Source organism: Nonomuraea sp. NPDC050202, from assembly GCF_040656115.1.
Taxonomy (GTDB): Bacteria; Actinomycetota; Actinomycetes; order Streptosporangiales; family Streptosporangiaceae; genus Nonomuraea.
This window is the reverse complement of sequence record NZ_JBFALF010000006.1, coordinates 346,653-364,439: the sequence shown is the minus strand read 5'-3', so window position 1 is coordinate 364,439 and position 17,787 is coordinate 346,653. Positions and strand designations below refer to the sequence as shown.

Here is a 17,787-nt window from a genome sequence, read left to right as displayed (position 1 = left end):
CAGCCCCGCCTCATCCGCCGGAGCGTACGCGGGCATGGCTGTACGAGCCCTGCCCCAGCGGGCGGGCCCAGCAGCCGCGCGGCCGCCTCAGGAGACGAGCTCGTCCAGCTCGTCCTCGGGAAGCCCGAGATCGACCCTGATGCGGTAGCGGGTGCGCAGCAGCGCCACCTGCTCCGGATCGTTCTCGTCACACCGCAGGGCGGCCTGGGTGGCCCAGTCGAGGCCCCCCTGGAGATCGCCATAGGCGACCAGCGTCTCGGCGATCGTGTGAGCCGTCGCCGTGGAGACGTTTCCCTCCGCGCGTATCGTCTCGATGACCTCCCTCGCCTCGTCGGGCCTGTCGAGCTCGAAGAGCGTGTCGGCGATGCCGGCACGCGGGTCGAAACCCGCCTCGCCACCGTCCTCGACCGCGCGCTGGAAACACTCCATCGCGCGTGCCGGCTGCCCCGCCGCTCGCCACTCCTCGGCGGCGAGAACCAGGATCGAAGCCCTGGAAACGTCGCCGGACGAGTAGTCGAGAGCGACGTCGTACAGCCGGCTGGCCAGGGAGTCGTGGTCGTCGGCCAACAGCGCCTGCTCAAGCAGACGATCAAGGTGCTCACGGGTCACATGCGCCACACCGCGAGACTACCGAGCCACCCGGGCCTTTGCCCGGTCAATCCGCATCGCCGGTCACGTGCAAATTCGGTAACGTCTCGCCCAAGCCTGCTCACCATATGCGTGTTCGCGCAGGTCACAGGGCATATACCAGTCACTTTGCCGCCACGCGAGCGGAGGGACTGTGATGGGTATGTCCAAGCAGATGACCTTCACGCTGGCCTGTGCTGTCGTGCTGTCGGCCGTCGTGCCCGGCGTCGCCGGCTATCTGTCGGCCCGTTTGGAGGCCGTCGAGACCGCCGAACGCAACCTGCGGGCGCTGGAGGCCCGCCTCAGCGTGCGCGAGGCCAGGGACACGCGCGCGGTCTCGCTCCCTGCCCCGTGCCTGCGCACGCCGGTCACGCCGCGCCTGCACCAGGTGCCCGCCACCGCGCTCGGGGACCACGGCAAGCGCTGGCTCCGCGACGTGCCGGCCTGGCTGGCCGAGCCGCCGGCCGAGCAGTAACCCGCGGGCAACTTTCCCGCCGGTCACCGGCGTCGTACGGGTGACCGACGGTGGAGAGAGGCTCGCATGGCGGATCGATCGGAGTACGACGCGTTCGTCGCGGCGGCGTGGCATCGGTTGCTCCGCACGGCCTACCTGCTCACCAGGGACTGGGCGGTGGCCGAGGACCTGGTGCAGACGGCGCTGATGAAGGCGTGGCTGGCCTGGGGGCGGATCAGGGACGAGCACGAGGCGTACGTCCGCAAGATCATTGTCAACGTGCACGTGTCGTGGTGGCGGCGGCGCTGGCGGCAGGTGGAGCTGACCACCGGGGCGCCGCCCGACCATCCCGAGATCGCCGACCGCATGGGGCAGGCGGACGAGCGAGAGCTGGTCTGGCAGGCCCTGGGCCGGCTGCCCGCCCGCCAGCGGGCCGTGATCGTGCTGCGCTTCTTCGAGGACATGACCGAGGCCCAGGTCGCCGCGACGCTGGGCTGCAGCGTCGGCACGGTCAAGAGCCAGACCAGCAAGGCGCTGGCCAAGCTGCGGATCGACGAGTCGGTCACGACCGCGTACGCGAGAGAGGGGTAGGGACGTGCCCGTCAGCCGTCAGGACCTGCATGACCTGCTGGAGGAGCGCAGCCGCCCCGCCCTGGAGCGGCCGGTCCCGTGGGGGCGCCTGCGCACCCGTACGCGGGCGGCCAGGCGCCGCCGTCTGGTCGCGGTCGCGGTCGCCGGGGCCGCCGCCGCGTCGGTCGTGGTGGCGGGCATGCTCGTCGCGCCATGGTCACCCGCCCAGGTGGCCCAGCTCCGCGAAGCCGGCCCCCCGATCACCGCCGTCTCGCCCCACCTGCTCCCGGCGAGTTTCGAGGAGCCGGACGGCACGGTTTATCACCGGATCGCCACGGCGACGCTGGACGCGCCGAAGAAGTCCGAGGTGACGTTCGAGGTGAAGGTGAGCGGGAAGCCGCTGGCCATCATGGCGAGCTGCCCGTCGAGAGCGCCCAGCGCGGTGCCGCACGTGACCGTCGAGAAGCCGGTCGAGCGGTGGGCCGCCCTGACGCCGGTGCCCAGCTTGAGCGCGGCGTGCACCTCGAACCGGCCCGTGGACGTGATCCCGCTGCCCGCGGGCACGCGGCAGGCCACGTTCTCCATCACCATGCCGAAGTCGTGGGAGCAGCCGAAGGCGTGGCGGTTCGGCGTCTACGAATGGACTCCTCCCAGCACCATGAAGACCCCCGCACCCCCCGTCGCGCCGCCGAAGGCGTTCGGCGGCCCGTCGGGGGACGAGTACCGGCTGGTCGCCACGCGGAGCGTCACCTGGCCGGCGACCCGCGAGGTGACCCTCACCGTCCCCGCCACCGGACGGGCGCCGGTCCTGATGGTCTACTGCGGCGACGGGATCGCGCGCCGGCTGAGCGAGGAGATCTTCGTCAACGGCCGGCTGGAGAAGGAACTGCGCGGCGATTGCGCGGCCCCGCCCACCACCCACAGCCAGGGCTACACCGTCCTGGGCCGCAAGAACCTACCTGGCCCCGGCGGCACGGCGACCATCAAGGTCAGGGTTTCGTCCCCGATCCCCGAGTACGAGCGCCGCCCCGGCACCCTGACCGTCGCCGTCTACGACTCCCCGCGCTAGCGCGGCGACCAGGATCTGAGCTGGCGGGTCAGGAACCCCCTGATCAGCTGCTTGGCCGCGTCGATCATCTCGGGCCGGCCCTCGGGATCTCGGCGGAAGGCCAGCTTCAGCACGGCGTCGCCCGCCTCGACGGCCACGAGCACGGCCAGGTCGAGCTCGGGGCTGTCGGCCAGCCCGAACTCCTTCAGGAACAGGCCGCGCAGCCGTCCCGCGATCACCGTGTTGTTGTCGGAGTCGGAGTCGAGCAGGTTGAGGTCGACGACGTCGCCGAAGTGCAGGCTCTTGAAGCCGGAGACCGTCCTGTGCATGTCCACGTAGATGTCGATGATCGCGTCGACGGCCTCCCACCAGCCGCGATAGTCCTCCTCGAGGAACCTGCGATCGACTCTGCGGACGAACTCCTCGACGTTGCGCCGGGTGAGCTCCTGGGTGATGGCCCGTTTGTCGGGGAAGAACTGGTAGACGGATCCGATGGCCACGCCCGCCCGCTCGGCTATGCGGGTGGTGGACAGGGCCTCGTAACCGGTCTCGTCGAGAAGCTCGGCACACGCGTCGAGCATGCGCTCGACGCGCCGGGCGCTGCGGCGCTGTGCTGGCTGCCGCCTGAGGGCGTTGGGGTGGACGCACTCGTCGTCCATTTGCGGCGAAGACACGGATTCATCTTCTCCTGTATGGGCGATCGTTACCCGCCAATTTGCTCAACCGGGCCAGCCCGCGCATCGCTCGCGGCGAAATCCGGGACAGCGCATAGCCGATTTTCCCCTCGGCGTTCACGGGGACGATCGCCTGGTTTCTGTGCACGGCCCGCAGAATGTGCGCGGCCACGCGTTCCGGCGGGTATCCGCGCCGCGCCAGCCCCCGTACGGCCTGCGCGCGCAGGCTCTCCTTCGTGTACGTGGCGTGGCTCGCGATGCCGGTGGAGACGAATCCGGGGCAGATGGTGCTGACCCCGATGCCGTGACCCGCCAGTTCGGCCCTGAGGCAGTCGCTGAGCATCTTCACGGCCGCCTTGGAGGTCGAGTACGCCGGCAGCACCTGGGAGGGCGCGAACGCGGCCAGGGAGGCGACGTTGACGATGTGCCCGCCCTGGCCCCGCTCGGCCATGGCGGCGCCGAAGAGCCGGCAGCCGTGGACGACGCCCCACAGATTGACGTCGATGGTCCTGCGCCAGTCGTCGAGAGTATGGTCGAGGAACGCCCCCGCGACGGCGATCCCCGCATTGTTCACCACAATATCCGGCACGCCATATTCAGTGATGATATTTCGCGCAAAATCCTCCATCGCAGCGGCATTCGCCACATCGACCTGCACGCCGTAAGCCGTAATCCGAAGGTCTCTCGCAATACCGTCCGCCACCCGCTTCGCGGCGTCGATATCGATATCCGCACAGACCACTTCCGCCCCGTGCGCCGCGAACGCCCGCGCCGTCGCCCGCCCGATCCCGGACCCCGCGCCGGTGACCACCACCAGCCGCCCGCCGAACGCCCCGGCCGCCCGCGCGCGCCGCAACTCCCCGCTCGCGGGCCCGCCTTCGACGTGCTCCACGAACTCCGCGATCATCCCGGCCACGGCCTCGGGCCTGCTCCGGTGCGCCCAGTGCCCGGCCACGATCCTCCGGTGCCACAGCCTGGGCGCCCACCGCCCCACCGCGGCCAGCAGCGCCGGGGTGACGTACGCGTCGCGCGTGGCCTCGACGATCTGCACCGGCACGCCGGGCACGCGCGGATCGAGCCCGGAGCCCGGCATGTTGCACCGGTAGAGCGCGAGCCCGTTGATCCCGTCCCTGACCAGGGTCGCCGCCGGATGACCCGCCCGCGGCGCGATGCCGTCGCCGCGCAGGGCGCGCGTGACCAGCCACGGCAGCACGGACCGCCACGCCAGCTCGGGCAGCACCGGGAGCCGGAACGCCCCGATGTACCAGGACCTGGCCCGCTGCACCGCCACGTCGCGCCGCCGCCCGTGCCGGGTGAAGTCCGCCGCCTGCCGCAGCCCTGGCCCGCCCAGGCTGGTGAACGAGGCCAGCCGGTCCCTGACGCCCGGCCGGCCCAGCGCCTCCCAGCCCTGGAGCGAGCCCCAGTCGTGCCCCACGAGGTGCACCTGGGCCCGTCCCACGGCGTCGAGCACGGCCTCCAGGTCGCCGATCAGCCGGTCGAACCCGTACTCGCGCCGGTCCGCCGGCCCGGTCGACGCCCCGGCGCCGCGCACGTCGTAACGCACCACGTGGAAGCGGTCGCGCAGCAGCCCGGCCACCTCGTCCCAGACACGATGCGTGTCGGGGTAGCCGTGCAGGAGCAGCACGGCGGGCCTGCCGGGATCGCCCTCCTCGAACACCGCCAGCCGCACGTCACCGGACTCGACCATCCGCATCGCGACCTCCTATTGGACGAATTGTCCAGTAGAATAGATCGATCAGGGCCGGGCGGCCAGGCCCGTGCAGGAACGCAGCGCCTTCCAGTCGGCCACGGCACCGGTGCGGGCCGGCCCCGTCATCGGGATCGGGATACCCCCCTGGATCGTGGCCGGAGTCCACGAATCCTTCAAGATCTTGCGACCGTTGATGGTGAGCGTCAGCACGCCCGTCCTGCCGGTGGTGGCGGGGTTGGAGTTGTAGAAGACGAAGTTGCCCATGCCGTAGTTGACGTAGGCGTCGCCGAGGTAGCCGGAGCCGAGCAGGATGTGCGCGTGCCCGCCGACCACCACGTCGGCGCCGGCCTTGACCAGCTTGGGAGCCAGCGAGAGCTGCGCCGCGTTGGGGCACTTCTGCATCTCGGTGCCCCAGTGCAGGTGGACGATCACGGTGTCGGAGTTCTTGCGGGCCTGGCGTACCGCGCGCAACAGGGCCGGCTCGTTCTTCGCCGAGGCCAGCCCGCCCTGGTCCGCCGTGGCCGTCCACGACTGGATGAACTCCGCGTCCAGCACCTGCGTGGCCCCGATGATCGCCACCCGGTTGCCGTTCACGGTCTTGCGGAAGGGCCGGTACGCCTGCGCCGCGTCCGCCCCGATCCCCACCACGGGGAACCTGCTGCGCTTGACCGCCGCCAGCGAGTCGGCCAGCCCGGTCTCCATGTAGTCCATGCCGTGGTTGTTGGCCATGGAGGCGACGTCCACCCCGGCGGCCTTCAGCGCGGTCAGCGCGCTCGACGGCGCCCTGAACGTGTACTGCTTGCCGGGCGCCGGCGTCCCTCCCGTGGTGATGGCCGTCTCCAGGTTCACCATCGCCAAGTCGGCCTTGCGCAGCACGCTCGCGATCGGCCCGAGCGCCGTGCGCGGATTGTTGAGCCGTGGCCGCAGGATGCCCTCGAAATGCACGTCCCCGCCGAAGGCGATGGTGAACGGCTCGCGCTCGGGGGTCGGCTTGGCCGTCCTCTCCTCCGCCTGCTCCGGGGTGGCGGCCACCTCCTTGCTCTGGAGCTGGCGTTCGGGCGCCGCCGAGCACGCGGCCAGTAATCCGACGACAGCGATCACCGGGAGGGCATGGGGGAGTCTCATCTGCCGCCACTTCCGCTCGAAACCTGTCTTACAGGGATCGAGCATGCCATGTGGGGCGGATTACCGCGCAGGCTCCCTAATGCTCATCAACCTGGACATAGCCAGTCGAGTCTTGTCATCCATCGGGGTGTAGACGATCAGCCGGATCTCCGGCATCGCCGTCAGGCTGGTCGTGCTGAAGCGCAGCCTGCCGTGCTCCCGGTGCTTGTAGCCCTTCACCCTGGGCCCCGGATCGGCCACGTCCTGCCGCGCCCACAACCGGGCGAACTCGGCGCTCTCCGCGCTGAGCCGGCGGACGAAGTCCTGCCAGCACGGGGAGTCGGCATGCCGGCTGTAGGCGCCCCTGAAGACGGCCACCGCCCGGGCCAGCTCGTGGTCGCGGTCGAGCAGCCGCGTCATGGGCGCGGGGTACACGCAGGCCTGCCAGAGCGAGTTGCGCTCCCCCTCCGGCGCCCCGACCAGCTCGGGGAACAGGGCGGCGTACGCGTCGTTCCAGGCCAGCACGTCGCACCGGCTGTTGGACACGCAGGCCGGCATGTCGCCGAGCCGGTCGAGTATCCCCTGCATCTCGGGCGTCACCTGGCCGGAGTTCACGGGGATCGGATCGGCCGCCTGCCCGGCCAGCCGGTAGAGGTGGTGGCGCTCGGCGCTGTCGAGCCTGAGCGTGCGGGAGATCGCGTCGAGCACCTGCGGGCTGGCGTTGATCGGCCGCCCCTGCTCCAGCCACGTGTACCAGGTGACCCCCACCCCGGCGAGCTGGGCGACCTCCTCGCGGCGCAGCCCGGGCGTCCGCCTGCGCGGGCCGGGGGCGAGATCGACCATCTCCGGCGTGATCCGCTCCCGCCGCGAGCGCAGGAACGCCGACAGGTCGGTACGTCTTGCCTCTACCACGGTCATTTCTCCACTATGGGGGCACAAGGGGAGCTTATCCAGTTAGCATCAGTACCAGTATAAATAGGCTCTCGTTACTGGTACCAGGATGGCGGCAAACTGAACATCATGTCGAGATCTGCCGCTTTCTCCCCTCCTGTGAACACCCAGACACAGGAAGCCGTTCCCAAGGCCAGCGGCCTGCTCCTGGCGATCATCCTCGTGGGGCAGTTCCTGGCGATCCTGAACGTCAACATCGTGAACGTCGCCACCCCCACCATCGAGAGCGACCTGCATGCCTCGGGGGCCGGGCTGCAGATGATCGTCGCCGGGTACACCATCGTCTACGCTGTCTTGCTGATCACCGGGGCCAGGCTCGGTGACCTGTTCGGCTACCGCAAGGCGTTCCTGGGCGGGCTGGCGGTCTTCACCATCACCACGCTCGCCGCGGGCCTGGCTCCCTCGACGGGCTGGCTGGTGGCCTCGCGGCTGCTGCAGGGCGCCGGGGCCGCGATGATGATGCCGCAGGTGCTGACGTTGATCCAGCGCAACTATCACGGCGCCGCCAGGGGCCGGGCGATCGGCCTGTGGTCGCTGGTGATCAGCGGTGGCATCGTGGTGGGCCAGGCGCTCGGCGGGATCCTGCTGGGGCTCGGCCTGGGCTGGCGGGTCGTGTTCCTGACGCTGGTCCCGATCGGGGCGCTGCTGCTGGTGGCGGGGCTCCGGGTGCTGCCGGCCGACGAGGGCGGCGGCCGTACCGGGCTCGACCCGTTCGGCCTGGCGACCCTGTCGGCCGCCGTGCTGCTGTTCGTGGTGCCGCTGGTGCTCGGCCGCGACCTCGGCTGGCCGGTGTGGGGCTGGGTCTCGATGGGGTTGAGCGCGGTGACGTTCGCCGCGTTCGTGCGCATCGAGCGGTGGGTGACCGCGCGGGGCGGGCGGCCGCTGGTGGACGCGCGAGTGCTGCGCGCGCCCGGCATGCGTCCCGGGCTGGCGATCCTGCTGCTGGGGCCGGCCACGTGGGGCGCGTTCCTGTTCACCTCCGCCCTGCACCTGCAGGGTGACCTGCACCTGTCGCCGCTGGCCTCCGGCATGATGCTGGTGCCCTGTGCCCTCGCCTTCGGCCTGGTCGGGCTCGCCTGGCCGCGCCTGCCCGTACGGCTGCAGCGCCCGCTGGTGCCGGTCGGCTACGTGGTGGCCGCCCCCGCCTACGTCGGGCTCGGCCTGGCCTCCGGCGGCGGTCTCGGGTACGCGCTCATGAGCGCCCTCATCGGCGCCGGCCTCGGCGTGCAGGTCGCGGTGACGAACATGGCCACCGAGCAGGTGGACGACGCGTACGCGGCGGACGCCAGCGGCGCGCTGCTCACCGTGATGCAGCTCGGCCAGGTCATCGGCGTCTCCACCGTGGGCACGCTGTTCATCTCCCTCGACCAGGACGCCGCCGCCTCGGCCTCCGCCTCGCTGGCCACGGCCCTCGCCATGGCGGCCCTGGCCGTGCTCGCCGGGCTGAGCTCGCTGTTCCTCGTCCGGCGCCGCGTTCCGGCCGCCGCCTAGACTTGGATAATTCCTTTACTTGAATCATTCAGGTTTAGCGCATAGGTTGTCCGGCATGGGGGACGACGACCTGATCCGTCAGGCCGGGCTGCGGGTGACCGCCGCCCGGCTGGCGATCATGCAGACCGTTCGTGCCGGCGACCACCTCGACGTGGACGACGTGCATCGGGGCGTGCGTGATCGCGTCGGGCAGGTCTCCCTCCAGGCTGTCTACGACTCGCTGCACGCGCTGCACGGGGCCGGTCTCGTCCGCAAGATCGAGCCCATGGGCAGCCCGGCGCGCTACGAGGCCAGGGTGGGCGACAACCACCACCACCTCGTGTGCCGGGCGTGCGGCACCGTGACCGACGTCGACTGCGCGGTGGGGCGGCCACCCTGCCTCGACCCCGTCGACACGGCTGGGTTCGTCGTGGACGAAGCCGACGTCACGTTCTGGGGCGTCTGCCCGAGCTGCCAAGAATGATCATCCGGAGGAACGCGCCATGACTTTCACGACCGACGACGCGGGCATCCCCGCACCGAGCGACGACCACTCGCTCTCCGTCGGCCCGAACGGCCCCCTGCTGCTCCAGGACCACTACCTGATCCAGAAGATGGCCCACTTCAACAGGGAGCGCGTCCCCGAGCGGGTGGTGCACGCCAAGGGCGGCGGCGCCCACGGATTCCTGCACATCACCGAGGACGTCAGCCAGTTCACCAAGGCCAAGCTCTTCCAGAAGGGCACCCGGACCCCGCTGTTCCTGCGCTTCTCCACCGTCGCCGGCGAGAACGGCAGCGCCGACACCGCCCGCGACCCCCGCGGCTTCGCCCTGAAGTTCTACACCGAGGACGGCAACTACGACATCGTCGGCAACAACACGCCGATCTTCTTCATCCGCGACCCGCAGAAGTTCTCCGACTTCATCCACAGCCAGAAGCGCCGCGCCGACAACCACCTGCACGACCACAACATGCAGTGGGACTTCTGGACCCTGCACCCCGAATCGGCCCACCAGGTCACCTTCCTGATGACCGACCGCGGCACCCCCGCCTCCTGGCGGCACATGCACGGCTTCGGCTCCCACACCTTCCTGTGGTACAACGCCGCCGGCGAGAAGTTCTGGGTCAAGTACCACTTCAAGACCGACCAGGGCATCCGCAACTTCACCGCGGCCGAGGCCCAGGCCCTGACGGCCACCGACCCCGACTACCACACCCGCGACCTGTTCGAGGCGATCAAGCGCGGCGACCACCCGTCCTGGACCGTCAACGTGCAGATCATGCCGTTCGAGGACGCCGCCGGCTACCGCTTCAACCCCTTCGACCTGACCAAGGTCTGGCCGCACAGCGACTACCCCGAGATCACCATCGGGAAGTTCACCCTCGACCGCAACCCCGCCAACTACTTCGCCGAGGTCGAGCAGTCCGGCTTCGAACCGGCCAACCTGGTGCCCGGCATCGCCGCCTCCCCCGACAAGATGCTCCAGGGCCGCCTGTTCTCCTACCCCGACGCGCACCGCTACCGCATCGGCCCCAACTACCTGCAGCTGCCGATCAACCAGCCCCGCGTGCCGGTGCGTTCGTACAACTTCGACGGCCCGATGGCCTACCGCAACCCCCAGGACCCGGTCTACGCCCCGAACACCGCAGGCGGCCCCGCCGCCGACCCGTCCCTGTACGCGGGCGAGCACTACCACGTCACCGGCGAGATCATCCGCTCCGCCTACGCCAAGCACGCCGAGGACGACGACCACGGCCAGCCCCGCGCCCTGTGGGAGAACGTCCTCTCCGACACCGACCGCGCCCACCTGGTGAGCAACATCGTCGGCCACGCCTCCGCCCCCGAGGTCACCCCCGAGATGAAGCAGCGGGTCGTGCAGTACTGGAACAACGTGCACAAGGACCTCGGCCACGGCGTCGCCCAGGGCCTGGGCCTGGCCTAGCCCGCAGAGCGCGCCCGGCGTGCCCGGTGCGAACGGGGCACGCCGCGCGCGCTGCGGTCAGATGAGGTCGGTCAGGCCGGCGACGGCCGCCATCACCGAGAGCGCCAGGACCACGGTGCCGCCCAGCACCTGCGCCAGGGTCTGCGGCCAGACCTTGGCCCGGAACCAGCCCCAGGCTCGTCGCGGCCCTCCGGGTCCGCCGCCGTTCGGCTTCCTTCCCTGGCAGTGGGGCCGGATCTCGCCGATCACCTCCTCCACCAGGTCCTGCGGCACCCTGCCGGATTCGACGACTTCGATGGCCGGCTGCCGGACGTCGAGCAGCACGCGCACGCGCAGCTCGTAGCCGGTGTCGGCCACGATCATCTCCACGCGGAACGACTGGTGGGAGGTGGCGTCGAGCACCCGCCCGACCTTGGGGAGCACTTGGCTCAGCCTCTTGCGATCACTGAGCCGGTATCGCCGAGGGGGCCTTTTCGGCTCGAATAACGGCATGGCGTGTCTCTCCTGGAACTGACGGCTACGAGGCGCAGGCCAGGAACGCGCGGGGTGTGCCAGGGCAAGCTCGCGCCGCGTCCGTGCGGGAGAGCGCGTAGTTGCGTGATCTGGACGGGCGATGCCACAATGTAAATGATCTATGCCCACCGAAAGGTCGGGTCATTGTGACAGGGCGCATTCACAGCCTCTGTTGAAACGGCTCTGGGAGTTGTTGCAGCAACCCCCAGAGCCGTTTTTCATGAGCTGGCGGCGAGGGTGGCCAGGTCGAACTGATGATCTTGGACGCCCGCCACAAAGGCAGCCCACTCCGACGGCGTGAATACCAGGACCGGCCCGTCCTGCTGCTTGCTGTCACGCAGCGCGACGTTGCCATCCGCCAGAGGTGCAACCTCGACGCATGCCGTTGCGCCGTTGCAGTAGCTGGCCTTACGCCAGGCCGCCTTCGTGATGTCGTTGTGCATTTTCTTCCCTAGGCTCCGTTGCCTGTGTATTGAGGTGACGGCGTCGTCAACGCCGCCAGAGCATGGCCTTGCGCTGGATGAGTACCCGTGACTCGTCCTCGTCCAGAGCCTCCGACCGCATGTGGTCGAAGGCCGTCTCGTAACCAGCCACTCGCTCGAGGTCCTCCACGAAGTGGGCGGAGTAGAGCTGCTCCAGGTACACCACATCGTCGAATTCCGCGAACTTGAGATGAATGAACGCACCGGTGTTGACCGGGTGAAGCGAGTCCAATGGTAGGACCTGAACGCTGACGTGTGACAGTAGGGACACCTCCAACAGATGTTCCATCTGCTCACGCATGACCGAGGGCTCCCCGAAGCGGCGCATAAGTGCCGCTTCGTCCAGAATTACGCTCATTCGGCAGGGATCGGCTCTGTGCAGGACGCGTTGCTGCCGGTCGAGACGGGCCTCGACCCTGCTACGGACACCGCTGTGCGTGATGCGCGCGATGCCCCGCGTGGCGAGGATGACCTCCCGGGCGTAGTCCTCGGTCTGCAGGAGACCCGGCACAGCCTGGGGTTCCCAGTTGCGCTGGTGGATGGCCTCCGCCTCCAGGCCGAGGAATCTTGTGTACTCCTCGGGGAGGGTGTCCTCGTAATCTTCCCACCACCCGCGCTGCTCCGCATCACGCAACAGGCCGACGAGCTCGTCAAGTTTGTCACCATCGACGCGGTACAACTTCGCCATGGACTTGATGTCCTCGGCCGATGGCATGGTCTTGGCGGCCTCGATGCGGCTCACCTTGCTCGCCGACCAGCCGAGCTCGCCGGCGGCCTTGGCCCCGGTGAGCTTCCGCCGCTCACGCAGGAGGCGTAGCTCCTGCCCCAGCCGGAGCCGCCGTACTGTTGGACTGCCCTGCTGCGATGGCACCGTCCACGCTCCTTCTCAGGAATGAAGGTGTAGCCGGATGGGACCGTTTGGGGCCCGGCTTTTTGGGCCGTTCGCCCAATCTTACACTGCAAGTTGCATGTGTTGTGCCGCACAGCCTTGCCAGAAGGCTTTCATGGGTAGAGCGTAGGAGCAAGGACAAGCTCCACGAACAGGCCGAAGACGGGGTAGATATTCCGCCTTCTACCGGGCGCGTGACGCTTGTCGTGCAAGTTGCATCGCAAGTAGCGAAGAAAAGTAAATCTTCCCTTGCTGGAAGTCTTGCAGCATCGACGGTCGCAGGGGACGATCAGAGCCAGGAGGGTTCTCGAGTCGCAGAGGAGGCCGGACATGATGACACGGCCCAGCGCACGAGGCTTTCCGTCCAACGTCGCGCGCCCGTACGAGGGCCGCATCTCCGGCAACGTCGCCGTCCCCGCAACGAACATCCGCCACAGGGAGGCCACTTGCCGGAAGGATTCCTCCATCGCCTGAAAGACACAGCGCGACTTCGCTCATTCGAGCACGAAAAAAGCCGGGCCGAGGCTGATCACCGAGTCACCGCATATGGGCTGCCACCCTGCGGCGAAACTCGGTCACCAGCCGTCGGACCGGCAAGAAGCCACCTCTAAATGCCGCGAAAGGGGTCTTCTATGTACTCACAAGGTACCAAGGCGGTCAGCCGAATCAAGGCCTGGATCCAGGATCTCATCGCGTCCGCCGACTACGAAATCTGCGTGGAGCCCGACGAGTTCGCCTTCCGGGTGGGCTGGACCGTCTCCAGGACGGGGTTCGGCTCCCGCAGGTACCGCGACCCACGTTTCGACCAGCTCCGCCAGCCCAGCAAGGTGATCGAGGAGGTGTCCTGACATGCCGAGGAACCCGCGCAAGCAGATGTACCCGGCCGGCGAGGACCTCCCCGCCGCGCGCGGCGGCTCGCCGCCCGCCAGGCTCTGGCGGGCGCGCACCGAGCTGCTGCTGCTCGGCGGGCTGGCATTGCTCGTCGCGGCCCTGCTGAACGCCGCGCACGAGGGCCGGTGGGCGCCCTTCGTCCTGCTGGCCGGTGCCGTCTCGGTGCCCGCCGCCACCAGGTTCGGCCGCAACTGGATCGTGGCCCACTTCTGGTGCGTGGTCTCCAGGCACCGCCTGCAGCGCACCTGCCTGGAGACCACCATGCACACCAGGGCAGGCCGCATCCCGCTGGTGCTCTGGATCACGCCGACGACCACGGGCGAGAAGGCGCTGATCCTGGTACGGGCCGGCGTCAGCGCCGAGGCGTTCGAGGCGTACAGCGAGGAGATCGCGGCGGCCTGCTGGGCCCGCAGCGTGAACGTCTACCGGCACCGCACGCGCGCCCAGCTCCTCATCGTGGAGACCGTCAGGCGGGACGAGGCGCCGGGAGCCGCCTCTCCCGGGCTGGACCGCCTGTACGGCCGCAGATCGTGGATCCCGCTGAGATCCGAGCTCGAGGAGCCGCCTGATCTGGCGACACTGCCGCAGGCGGCGTGAGGACCTAGGGAACGGGGCCGTCCCTAGGGGTGCAAGCCCCGGAGACCGCGGGGGCTCCGGGGCTTCCCCATGTGCCCGGTCCGCGCGAAGATGAGTTCATCTGACGAACTCAGGAGTCGTGATGACGTCGACCGTCCACCGGACCTGTCCCCTGTGCGAGGCCGTCTGCGGCCTGACTCTCACCCTCGACGACGGCGGGCACGTGACCGGTGTCCGAGGTGACAGGGACGACCCGTTCAGCAAGGGGTTCATCTGCCCGAAGGGCGCCAGCCTCGGCCGGCTCGACGAGGACCCCGACCGGCTGCGCAAACCGCTGATCAGGGAGGGCGAGCTCTGGCGGGAGGCCGGCTGGGACGAGGCGTTCGCCGCCGTGAAGGCCGGGCTCGACCGCCTCGCGGACCGCCGCTCCATCGCCGTCTACCTGGGCAACCCCAACGCCCACACCATGGCGGGCGCCCTGTACGCCGCGCCGCTGATCAAGGCGCTCGGCACCCGCAACGTCTTCTCCGCCAGCACCGCCGACCAGATGCCCAAGCACGTGGCCAGCGGGCTCATGTTCGGCCATCCGCTGGCCATCCCGGTGCCCGACCTGGACAGGACCGACTACCTGCTGATGCTGGGCGCCAACCCGCTGGAGTCCAACGGCTCATTGTGCACCGCGCCCGACTTCCCCGGCAGGCTCAAGGCCCTGCGCGGGCGCGGCGGGCGGCTCGTCGTGGTCGATCCGCGGCGCACGCGCACCGCCGCGCTGGGCGACGAGCACGTCTTCATCCGCCCCGGCACGGACGCGTACCTGCTGTTCGGCCTCGTCCACACGCTGTTCGCCGAGGACCTGGCCAGGCCGCGGCACGAGGTCAACGGGCTGGACGAGGTGCGCGAGGCGGCCAAGCACTTCCCGCCCGAGTCCGTGGCCCGGCGCACCGGGGTGCCCGCCGAGACGATCACGCGGCTGGCCAGGGAGCTGGCCGCGGCGCCGACGGCCGCCGTCTACGCCAGGATCGGCACGTGCACGGCCGAGTTCGGCACGCTGGCCCAGTGGCTGGTGGACGTGCTGAACGTGCTCACCGGCAACCTCGACAGGCCCGGTGGCGCCATGTTCCCCAAGCCCGCGACCGAGTTCGCCGGGCGCCGCAGGCCGTACGCGGTGGGGCGGTGGAAGAGCCGCGTCAGGGGCCTGCCCGAGGCGAACGGCGAGCTGCCCGTGGCCACGCTGGCCGACGAGATCGAGACGCCGGGCGAGGGACAGGTCAGGTTCCTGCTGACGATCGCGGGCAACCCCGTGCTGTCGGCGCCGCACGGCGACCGGCTGGACACGGCCTTCCAGGGGCTCGACTTCATGGTGAGCGTGGACCCGTACCTGAACGAGACCACCAAGCACGCGAACGTCATCCTGCCGCCGCCGCGGGTCCTGCAGTCGGGGCACTACGACTTCGCGCTGCTCGGGTTCGCCGTGCGCAACTACGCGCGCTACTCGCCGCCGCTGCTGCCGCTGGACGAGCGGCCGTCGGAGGCGCAGATCCTCGCCAGGCTGGCCATGATCGCCTCGGGGCTGGAGGGCGACCTCGACGCGTTCGTCATCGACGAGACGTTGCGCAAGGCCGCGCAGACGCCCGGTTCGGGGATCGAGGGGCGGGACGTGGCGGAGCTGCGCGACCTGTTGGAGGGCGAGACGGGCAGCGAACGGCGGCTCGACCTCATGCTCAGGCTCGGCCCGTACGGCGAGTGGTCCGGCAAGGGCGACCTGTCGCTGCGCAAGCTGCTCGACAACCCGCACGGCCTCGACCTGGGCGCACTGGAGCCCAGGCTGGGCGAGGTGCTCAAGACGGCCTCCGGGCTGGTCGAGCTGGCGCCGCCGCAGCTCATGGAGGACGTGGAGCGGCTGCGCGGCAAGCTGGAGGAGGAGCCCCCGGAGATCGTCCTCATCGGGCGGCGGCACCTGCGCTCCAACAACAGCTGGATGCACAACGTGGGCCCGCTGGTCGGCGGCAGCAACAGGTGCACGCTGCAGATCCACCCCTCGGACGCGGCCAGGCTGGGCCTGGACGGCGAGGCCGTGGTGCGCTCGGCGAAGGGCCAGGTCACCGTGCCCGTCGAGCCGACCGACACGATCATGCCGGGCGTCGTCAGCCTGCCTCACGGATGGGGGCACGCGGGCAGCGCCCAGAACGTGGCGGCCGCGCACGCCGGTGTCAACGTCAACACGCTCACCGACGAGACGACCATAGACGTTCCGAGTGGTAACGCAGTGTTCAACGGAGTTCCGGTCACGATTTCACCAACCGGGGTGATCATCGCACATTAGGGTGTCGCGCGTGACTATCGCGCCAGAAGAGGACCGCCTGAACGCCCAGATCGCCTTCGCCATCGAGATCGACAAGTTGAAGCGGATCATCCGCCGCAACCATCTCATCGACGGCTCGCGGCGGGAGAACTCCGCCGAGCACTCCTGGTACGTGGGCACGCTGGCGATGGTCCTCGGCGAGCATGCCCCGCCCGGAACGGACCTGCAACGGGTGGTGGCCCTGCTGTTGGTGCACGACCTGGTGGAGATCGACGCCGGTGACACGTTCATCTACGACACGGTGGCGGTCGAGGCCCAGGCCGAGGCCGAGCGGGCCGCCGCCGACCGGATCTTCGGCCTGCTGCCGGACGAGCAGGGGGTGTGGCTGCGGGAGCTGTGGGACGAGTTCGAGGCCAGGAAGACTCCGGAGGCGAGGTTCGCCAAGGCACTCGACCGCTTCGCCCCGATCCTGGCCAACCACCACACCGAGGGCGGCACGTGGCCGCTGTTCAAGGTGACGGCCGCGGAGGTGAGGGAGAAGGTGCGGATCATCGAGGAGGGCTCGCCCTCGCTCGGCGCGTACGCCTTGGAGCTGGTCGAACTCTCCGTGGCCCGCGGACACCTGTCCGAGTGATCCCCACATGCCCGGGGTAGGGGACTTGTCGTGAAAGAGACAGTACGAGCGAGACGTCGGCAGTTTCGGGGTTTCGCCGGGCCGGTCGCCATCGCCGATCGGCTCGAGAAGTCGAAGGCCATGGACAAGCCGATCAGGGGGCTGGCCAAGTTCGTGCGGCAGCGGCTGCCCCAGGGCCGCCTGCGCGACTTGCTGCACGGCGTCCCCATCGGAGAGCCGGTGCATCCACCGCTGGCCACGGTCAGCCTGGGCTGCTGGCTCTCCACGGCCGTGCTGGACCTGGCACGCGCCGATCCGCGGGCCTCGCGGCTGCTGCTCGCCACGGGCCTGGTCAACGCCCTGCCCACGGCGGCGGCGGGGCTGACCGACTGGTCCTCGCTCCACCGCGAGCAGCAGCGGGTGGGCTTCGTGCACATGGCGGCGAACATGACCGCGCTCGGCCTCATGACCGCCTCGCTGATAACCCGCGTGCGCGGGCACGAACGGCCCGGCCGGATGCTCTCCTTCGCCGGGCTGGCCGTGGGCGGGCTCGGCGCCTACCTCGGCGGGCACCTGGCCTACCGGCAGGCCGCCGGGGCCAACCACGCGCCGCAGGTGACCCACCTGGTGCCGCTGGGCTGGCACGACCTGTGCCCGCTCAAGGACCTGCCCGAAGGCCGTCCGGTGGCCAGGCGGCTGGGGTACATCCAGCTCTTCGTGCTGCGCCAGGGTGACGGCGTGACCGTGCTGGCCGACCGGTGCCCGCACCTGGCGGGGCCGCTGCACCAGGGCAGGCTCGTCATGGAGGACGGGGAGGCGTGCGTGGTGTGCCCGTGGCACAGCAGCACGTTCCGGCTGGCCGACGGGTCGGTCAAGCACGGGCCCGCGACCGCGCCGGCGCCCGTGTTCGAGACGCGGATCAGGCGTGACGGCACCATCCAGGTGCGGCCGGGGTTGACCTGAAGTTTG

Annotated in this window: 19 protein-coding genes; 11 read left to right on the top strand and 8 right to left on the bottom strand. The window is 69.8% G+C overall.

The genetic code is table 11. The features are described 5' to 3' along the window. Positions 1-87: 87 nt before the first annotated feature. Positions 88-618 carry a tetratricopeptide repeat protein gene (locus AB0I79_RS20695; RefSeq protein WP_253753840.1) on the bottom strand — a complete coding sequence of 177 codons (531 nt, stop codon included), beginning with the start codon at positions 616-618 and terminating at the stop codon, positions 88-90. A 172-nt stretch (positions 619-790) separates the two neighbouring features. Between AB0I79_RS20695 and AB0I79_RS20690 the strand changes: the two genes are divergently transcribed. The 3 genes from AB0I79_RS20690 to AB0I79_RS20680 all read left to right on the top strand — a co-directional run bounded on the left by AB0I79_RS20690 (position 791) and on the right by AB0I79_RS20680 (position 2,720). Beyond that, complete coding sequence (locus AB0I79_RS20690) at positions 791-1,102, top strand: hypothetical protein (RefSeq protein WP_357875218.1); 312 nt, start codon at positions 791-793, stop codon at positions 1,100-1,102. A gap of 66 nt (positions 1,103-1,168) precedes the next feature. Then, on the top strand, positions 1,169-1,672 hold the full coding sequence (locus AB0I79_RS20685) for a SigE family RNA polymerase sigma factor (RefSeq protein ID WP_357875216.1): 504 nt from the start codon (positions 1,169-1,171) through the stop codon (positions 1,670-1,672). A gap of 4 nt (positions 1,673-1,676) precedes the next feature. Then, positions 1,677-2,720, top strand: coding sequence for a hypothetical protein (locus tag AB0I79_RS20680; RefSeq protein WP_357875214.1), 1,044 nt, complete (start codon positions 1,677-1,679; stop codon positions 2,718-2,720). On the opposite strand, the gene AB0I79_RS20675 is transcribed toward AB0I79_RS20680, so the two are convergent. From AB0I79_RS20675 to AB0I79_RS20660, 4 genes are all read right to left on the bottom strand, one after another. Then, positions 2,717-3,358, bottom strand: coding sequence for a TetR family transcriptional regulator (locus AB0I79_RS20675; protein ID WP_357875329.1), 642 nt, complete (start codon positions 3,356-3,358; stop codon positions 2,717-2,719). The two genes, AB0I79_RS20680 and AB0I79_RS20675, sit on opposite strands and share 4 nt — an antisense overlap. A gap of 19 nt (positions 3,359-3,377) precedes the next feature. Next, a complete protein-coding gene (locus AB0I79_RS20670) occupies positions 3,378-5,087 on the bottom strand; it encodes an SDR family oxidoreductase (protein WP_357875212.1) in 1,710 nt (569 codons plus the stop codon). A gap of 42 nt (positions 5,088-5,129) precedes the next feature. Further along, positions 5,130-6,185, bottom strand: coding sequence for a CapA family protein (locus tag AB0I79_RS20665; protein WP_357875210.1), 1,056 nt, complete (start codon positions 6,183-6,185; stop codon positions 5,130-5,132). A gap of 84 nt (positions 6,186-6,269) precedes the next feature. Continuing rightward, entirely contained in the window at positions 6,270-7,106 is an 837-nt protein-coding gene (locus AB0I79_RS20660) for a helix-turn-helix transcriptional regulator (protein WP_357875208.1), read from the bottom strand. 132 nt (positions 7,107-7,238) lie between these two features. On the opposite strand from AB0I79_RS20660, the gene AB0I79_RS20655 reads away from it, so the two are divergent. Genes AB0I79_RS20655 through AB0I79_RS20645 form a run of 3 tightly spaced genes read left to right on the top strand, consistent with a single transcriptional unit; the run spans position 7,239 to position 10,552 of the window. Further along, entirely contained in the window at positions 7,239-8,630 is a 1,392-nt protein-coding gene (locus tag AB0I79_RS20655) for an MFS transporter (protein WP_357875206.1), read from the top strand. 55 nt (positions 8,631-8,685) lie between these two features. Beyond that, entirely contained in the window at positions 8,686-9,093 is a 408-nt protein-coding gene (locus AB0I79_RS20650) for a Fur family transcriptional regulator (protein ID WP_357875204.1), read from the top strand. Between the two features lie 19 nt (positions 9,094-9,112). Next, positions 9,113-10,552, top strand: coding sequence for a catalase (locus tag AB0I79_RS20645; protein WP_357875202.1), 1,440 nt, complete (start codon positions 9,113-9,115; stop codon positions 10,550-10,552). A gap of 57 nt (positions 10,553-10,609) precedes the next feature. On the opposite strand, the gene AB0I79_RS20640 is transcribed toward AB0I79_RS20645, so the two are convergent. The 3 genes from AB0I79_RS20640 to AB0I79_RS20630 form a co-directional block, all read right to left on the bottom strand. Next, complete coding sequence (locus tag AB0I79_RS20640; RefSeq protein WP_357875200.1) at positions 10,610-10,975, bottom strand: hypothetical protein; 366 nt, start codon at positions 10,973-10,975, stop codon at positions 10,610-10,612. Positions 10,976-11,283: 308 nt separating this feature from the next. Continuing rightward, positions 11,284-11,508, bottom strand: a complete 225-nt coding sequence (locus AB0I79_RS20635) for a DUF397 domain-containing protein (RefSeq protein ID WP_357875198.1) — start codon at positions 11,506-11,508, stop codon at positions 11,284-11,286. A gap of 46 nt (positions 11,509-11,554) precedes the next feature. Next, the gene (locus AB0I79_RS20630; protein ID WP_357875196.1) at positions 11,555-12,418 is read right to left on the bottom strand and encodes a helix-turn-helix transcriptional regulator; all 864 of its coding nucleotides are present in this window, start codon (positions 12,416-12,418) and stop codon (positions 11,555-11,557) included. A gap of 650 nt (positions 12,419-13,068) precedes the next feature. Between AB0I79_RS20630 and AB0I79_RS20625 the strand changes: the two genes are divergently transcribed. The 5 genes from AB0I79_RS20625 to AB0I79_RS20605 all read left to right on the top strand — a co-directional run bounded on the left by AB0I79_RS20625 (position 13,069) and on the right by AB0I79_RS20605 (position 17,781). After that, positions 13,069-13,284, top strand: coding sequence for a hypothetical protein (locus AB0I79_RS20625; RefSeq protein WP_357875194.1), 216 nt, complete (start codon positions 13,069-13,071; stop codon positions 13,282-13,284). 1 nt (position 13,285) lies between these two features. Further along, positions 13,286-13,924 (top strand): hypothetical protein, encoded by a 639-nt coding sequence (locus tag AB0I79_RS20620; protein WP_357875192.1) that lies wholly within the window; start codon positions 13,286-13,288, stop codon positions 13,922-13,924. Between the two features lie 121 nt (positions 13,925-14,045). Next, positions 14,046-16,226, top strand: coding sequence for a molybdopterin-dependent oxidoreductase (locus tag AB0I79_RS20615; protein ID WP_357875191.1), 2,181 nt, complete (start codon positions 14,046-14,048; stop codon positions 16,224-16,226). 1 nt (position 16,227) lies between these two features. After that, entirely contained in the window at positions 16,228-16,839 is a 612-nt protein-coding gene (locus tag AB0I79_RS20610) for an HD domain-containing protein (protein ID WP_357875189.1), read from the top strand. A 120-nt stretch (positions 16,840-16,959) separates the two neighbouring features. Then, on the top strand, positions 16,960-17,781 hold the full coding sequence (locus AB0I79_RS20605; RefSeq protein WP_357875187.1) for a Rieske 2Fe-2S domain-containing protein: 822 nt from the start codon (positions 16,960-16,962) through the stop codon (positions 17,779-17,781). Positions 17,782-17,787: the final 6 nt, after the last annotated feature.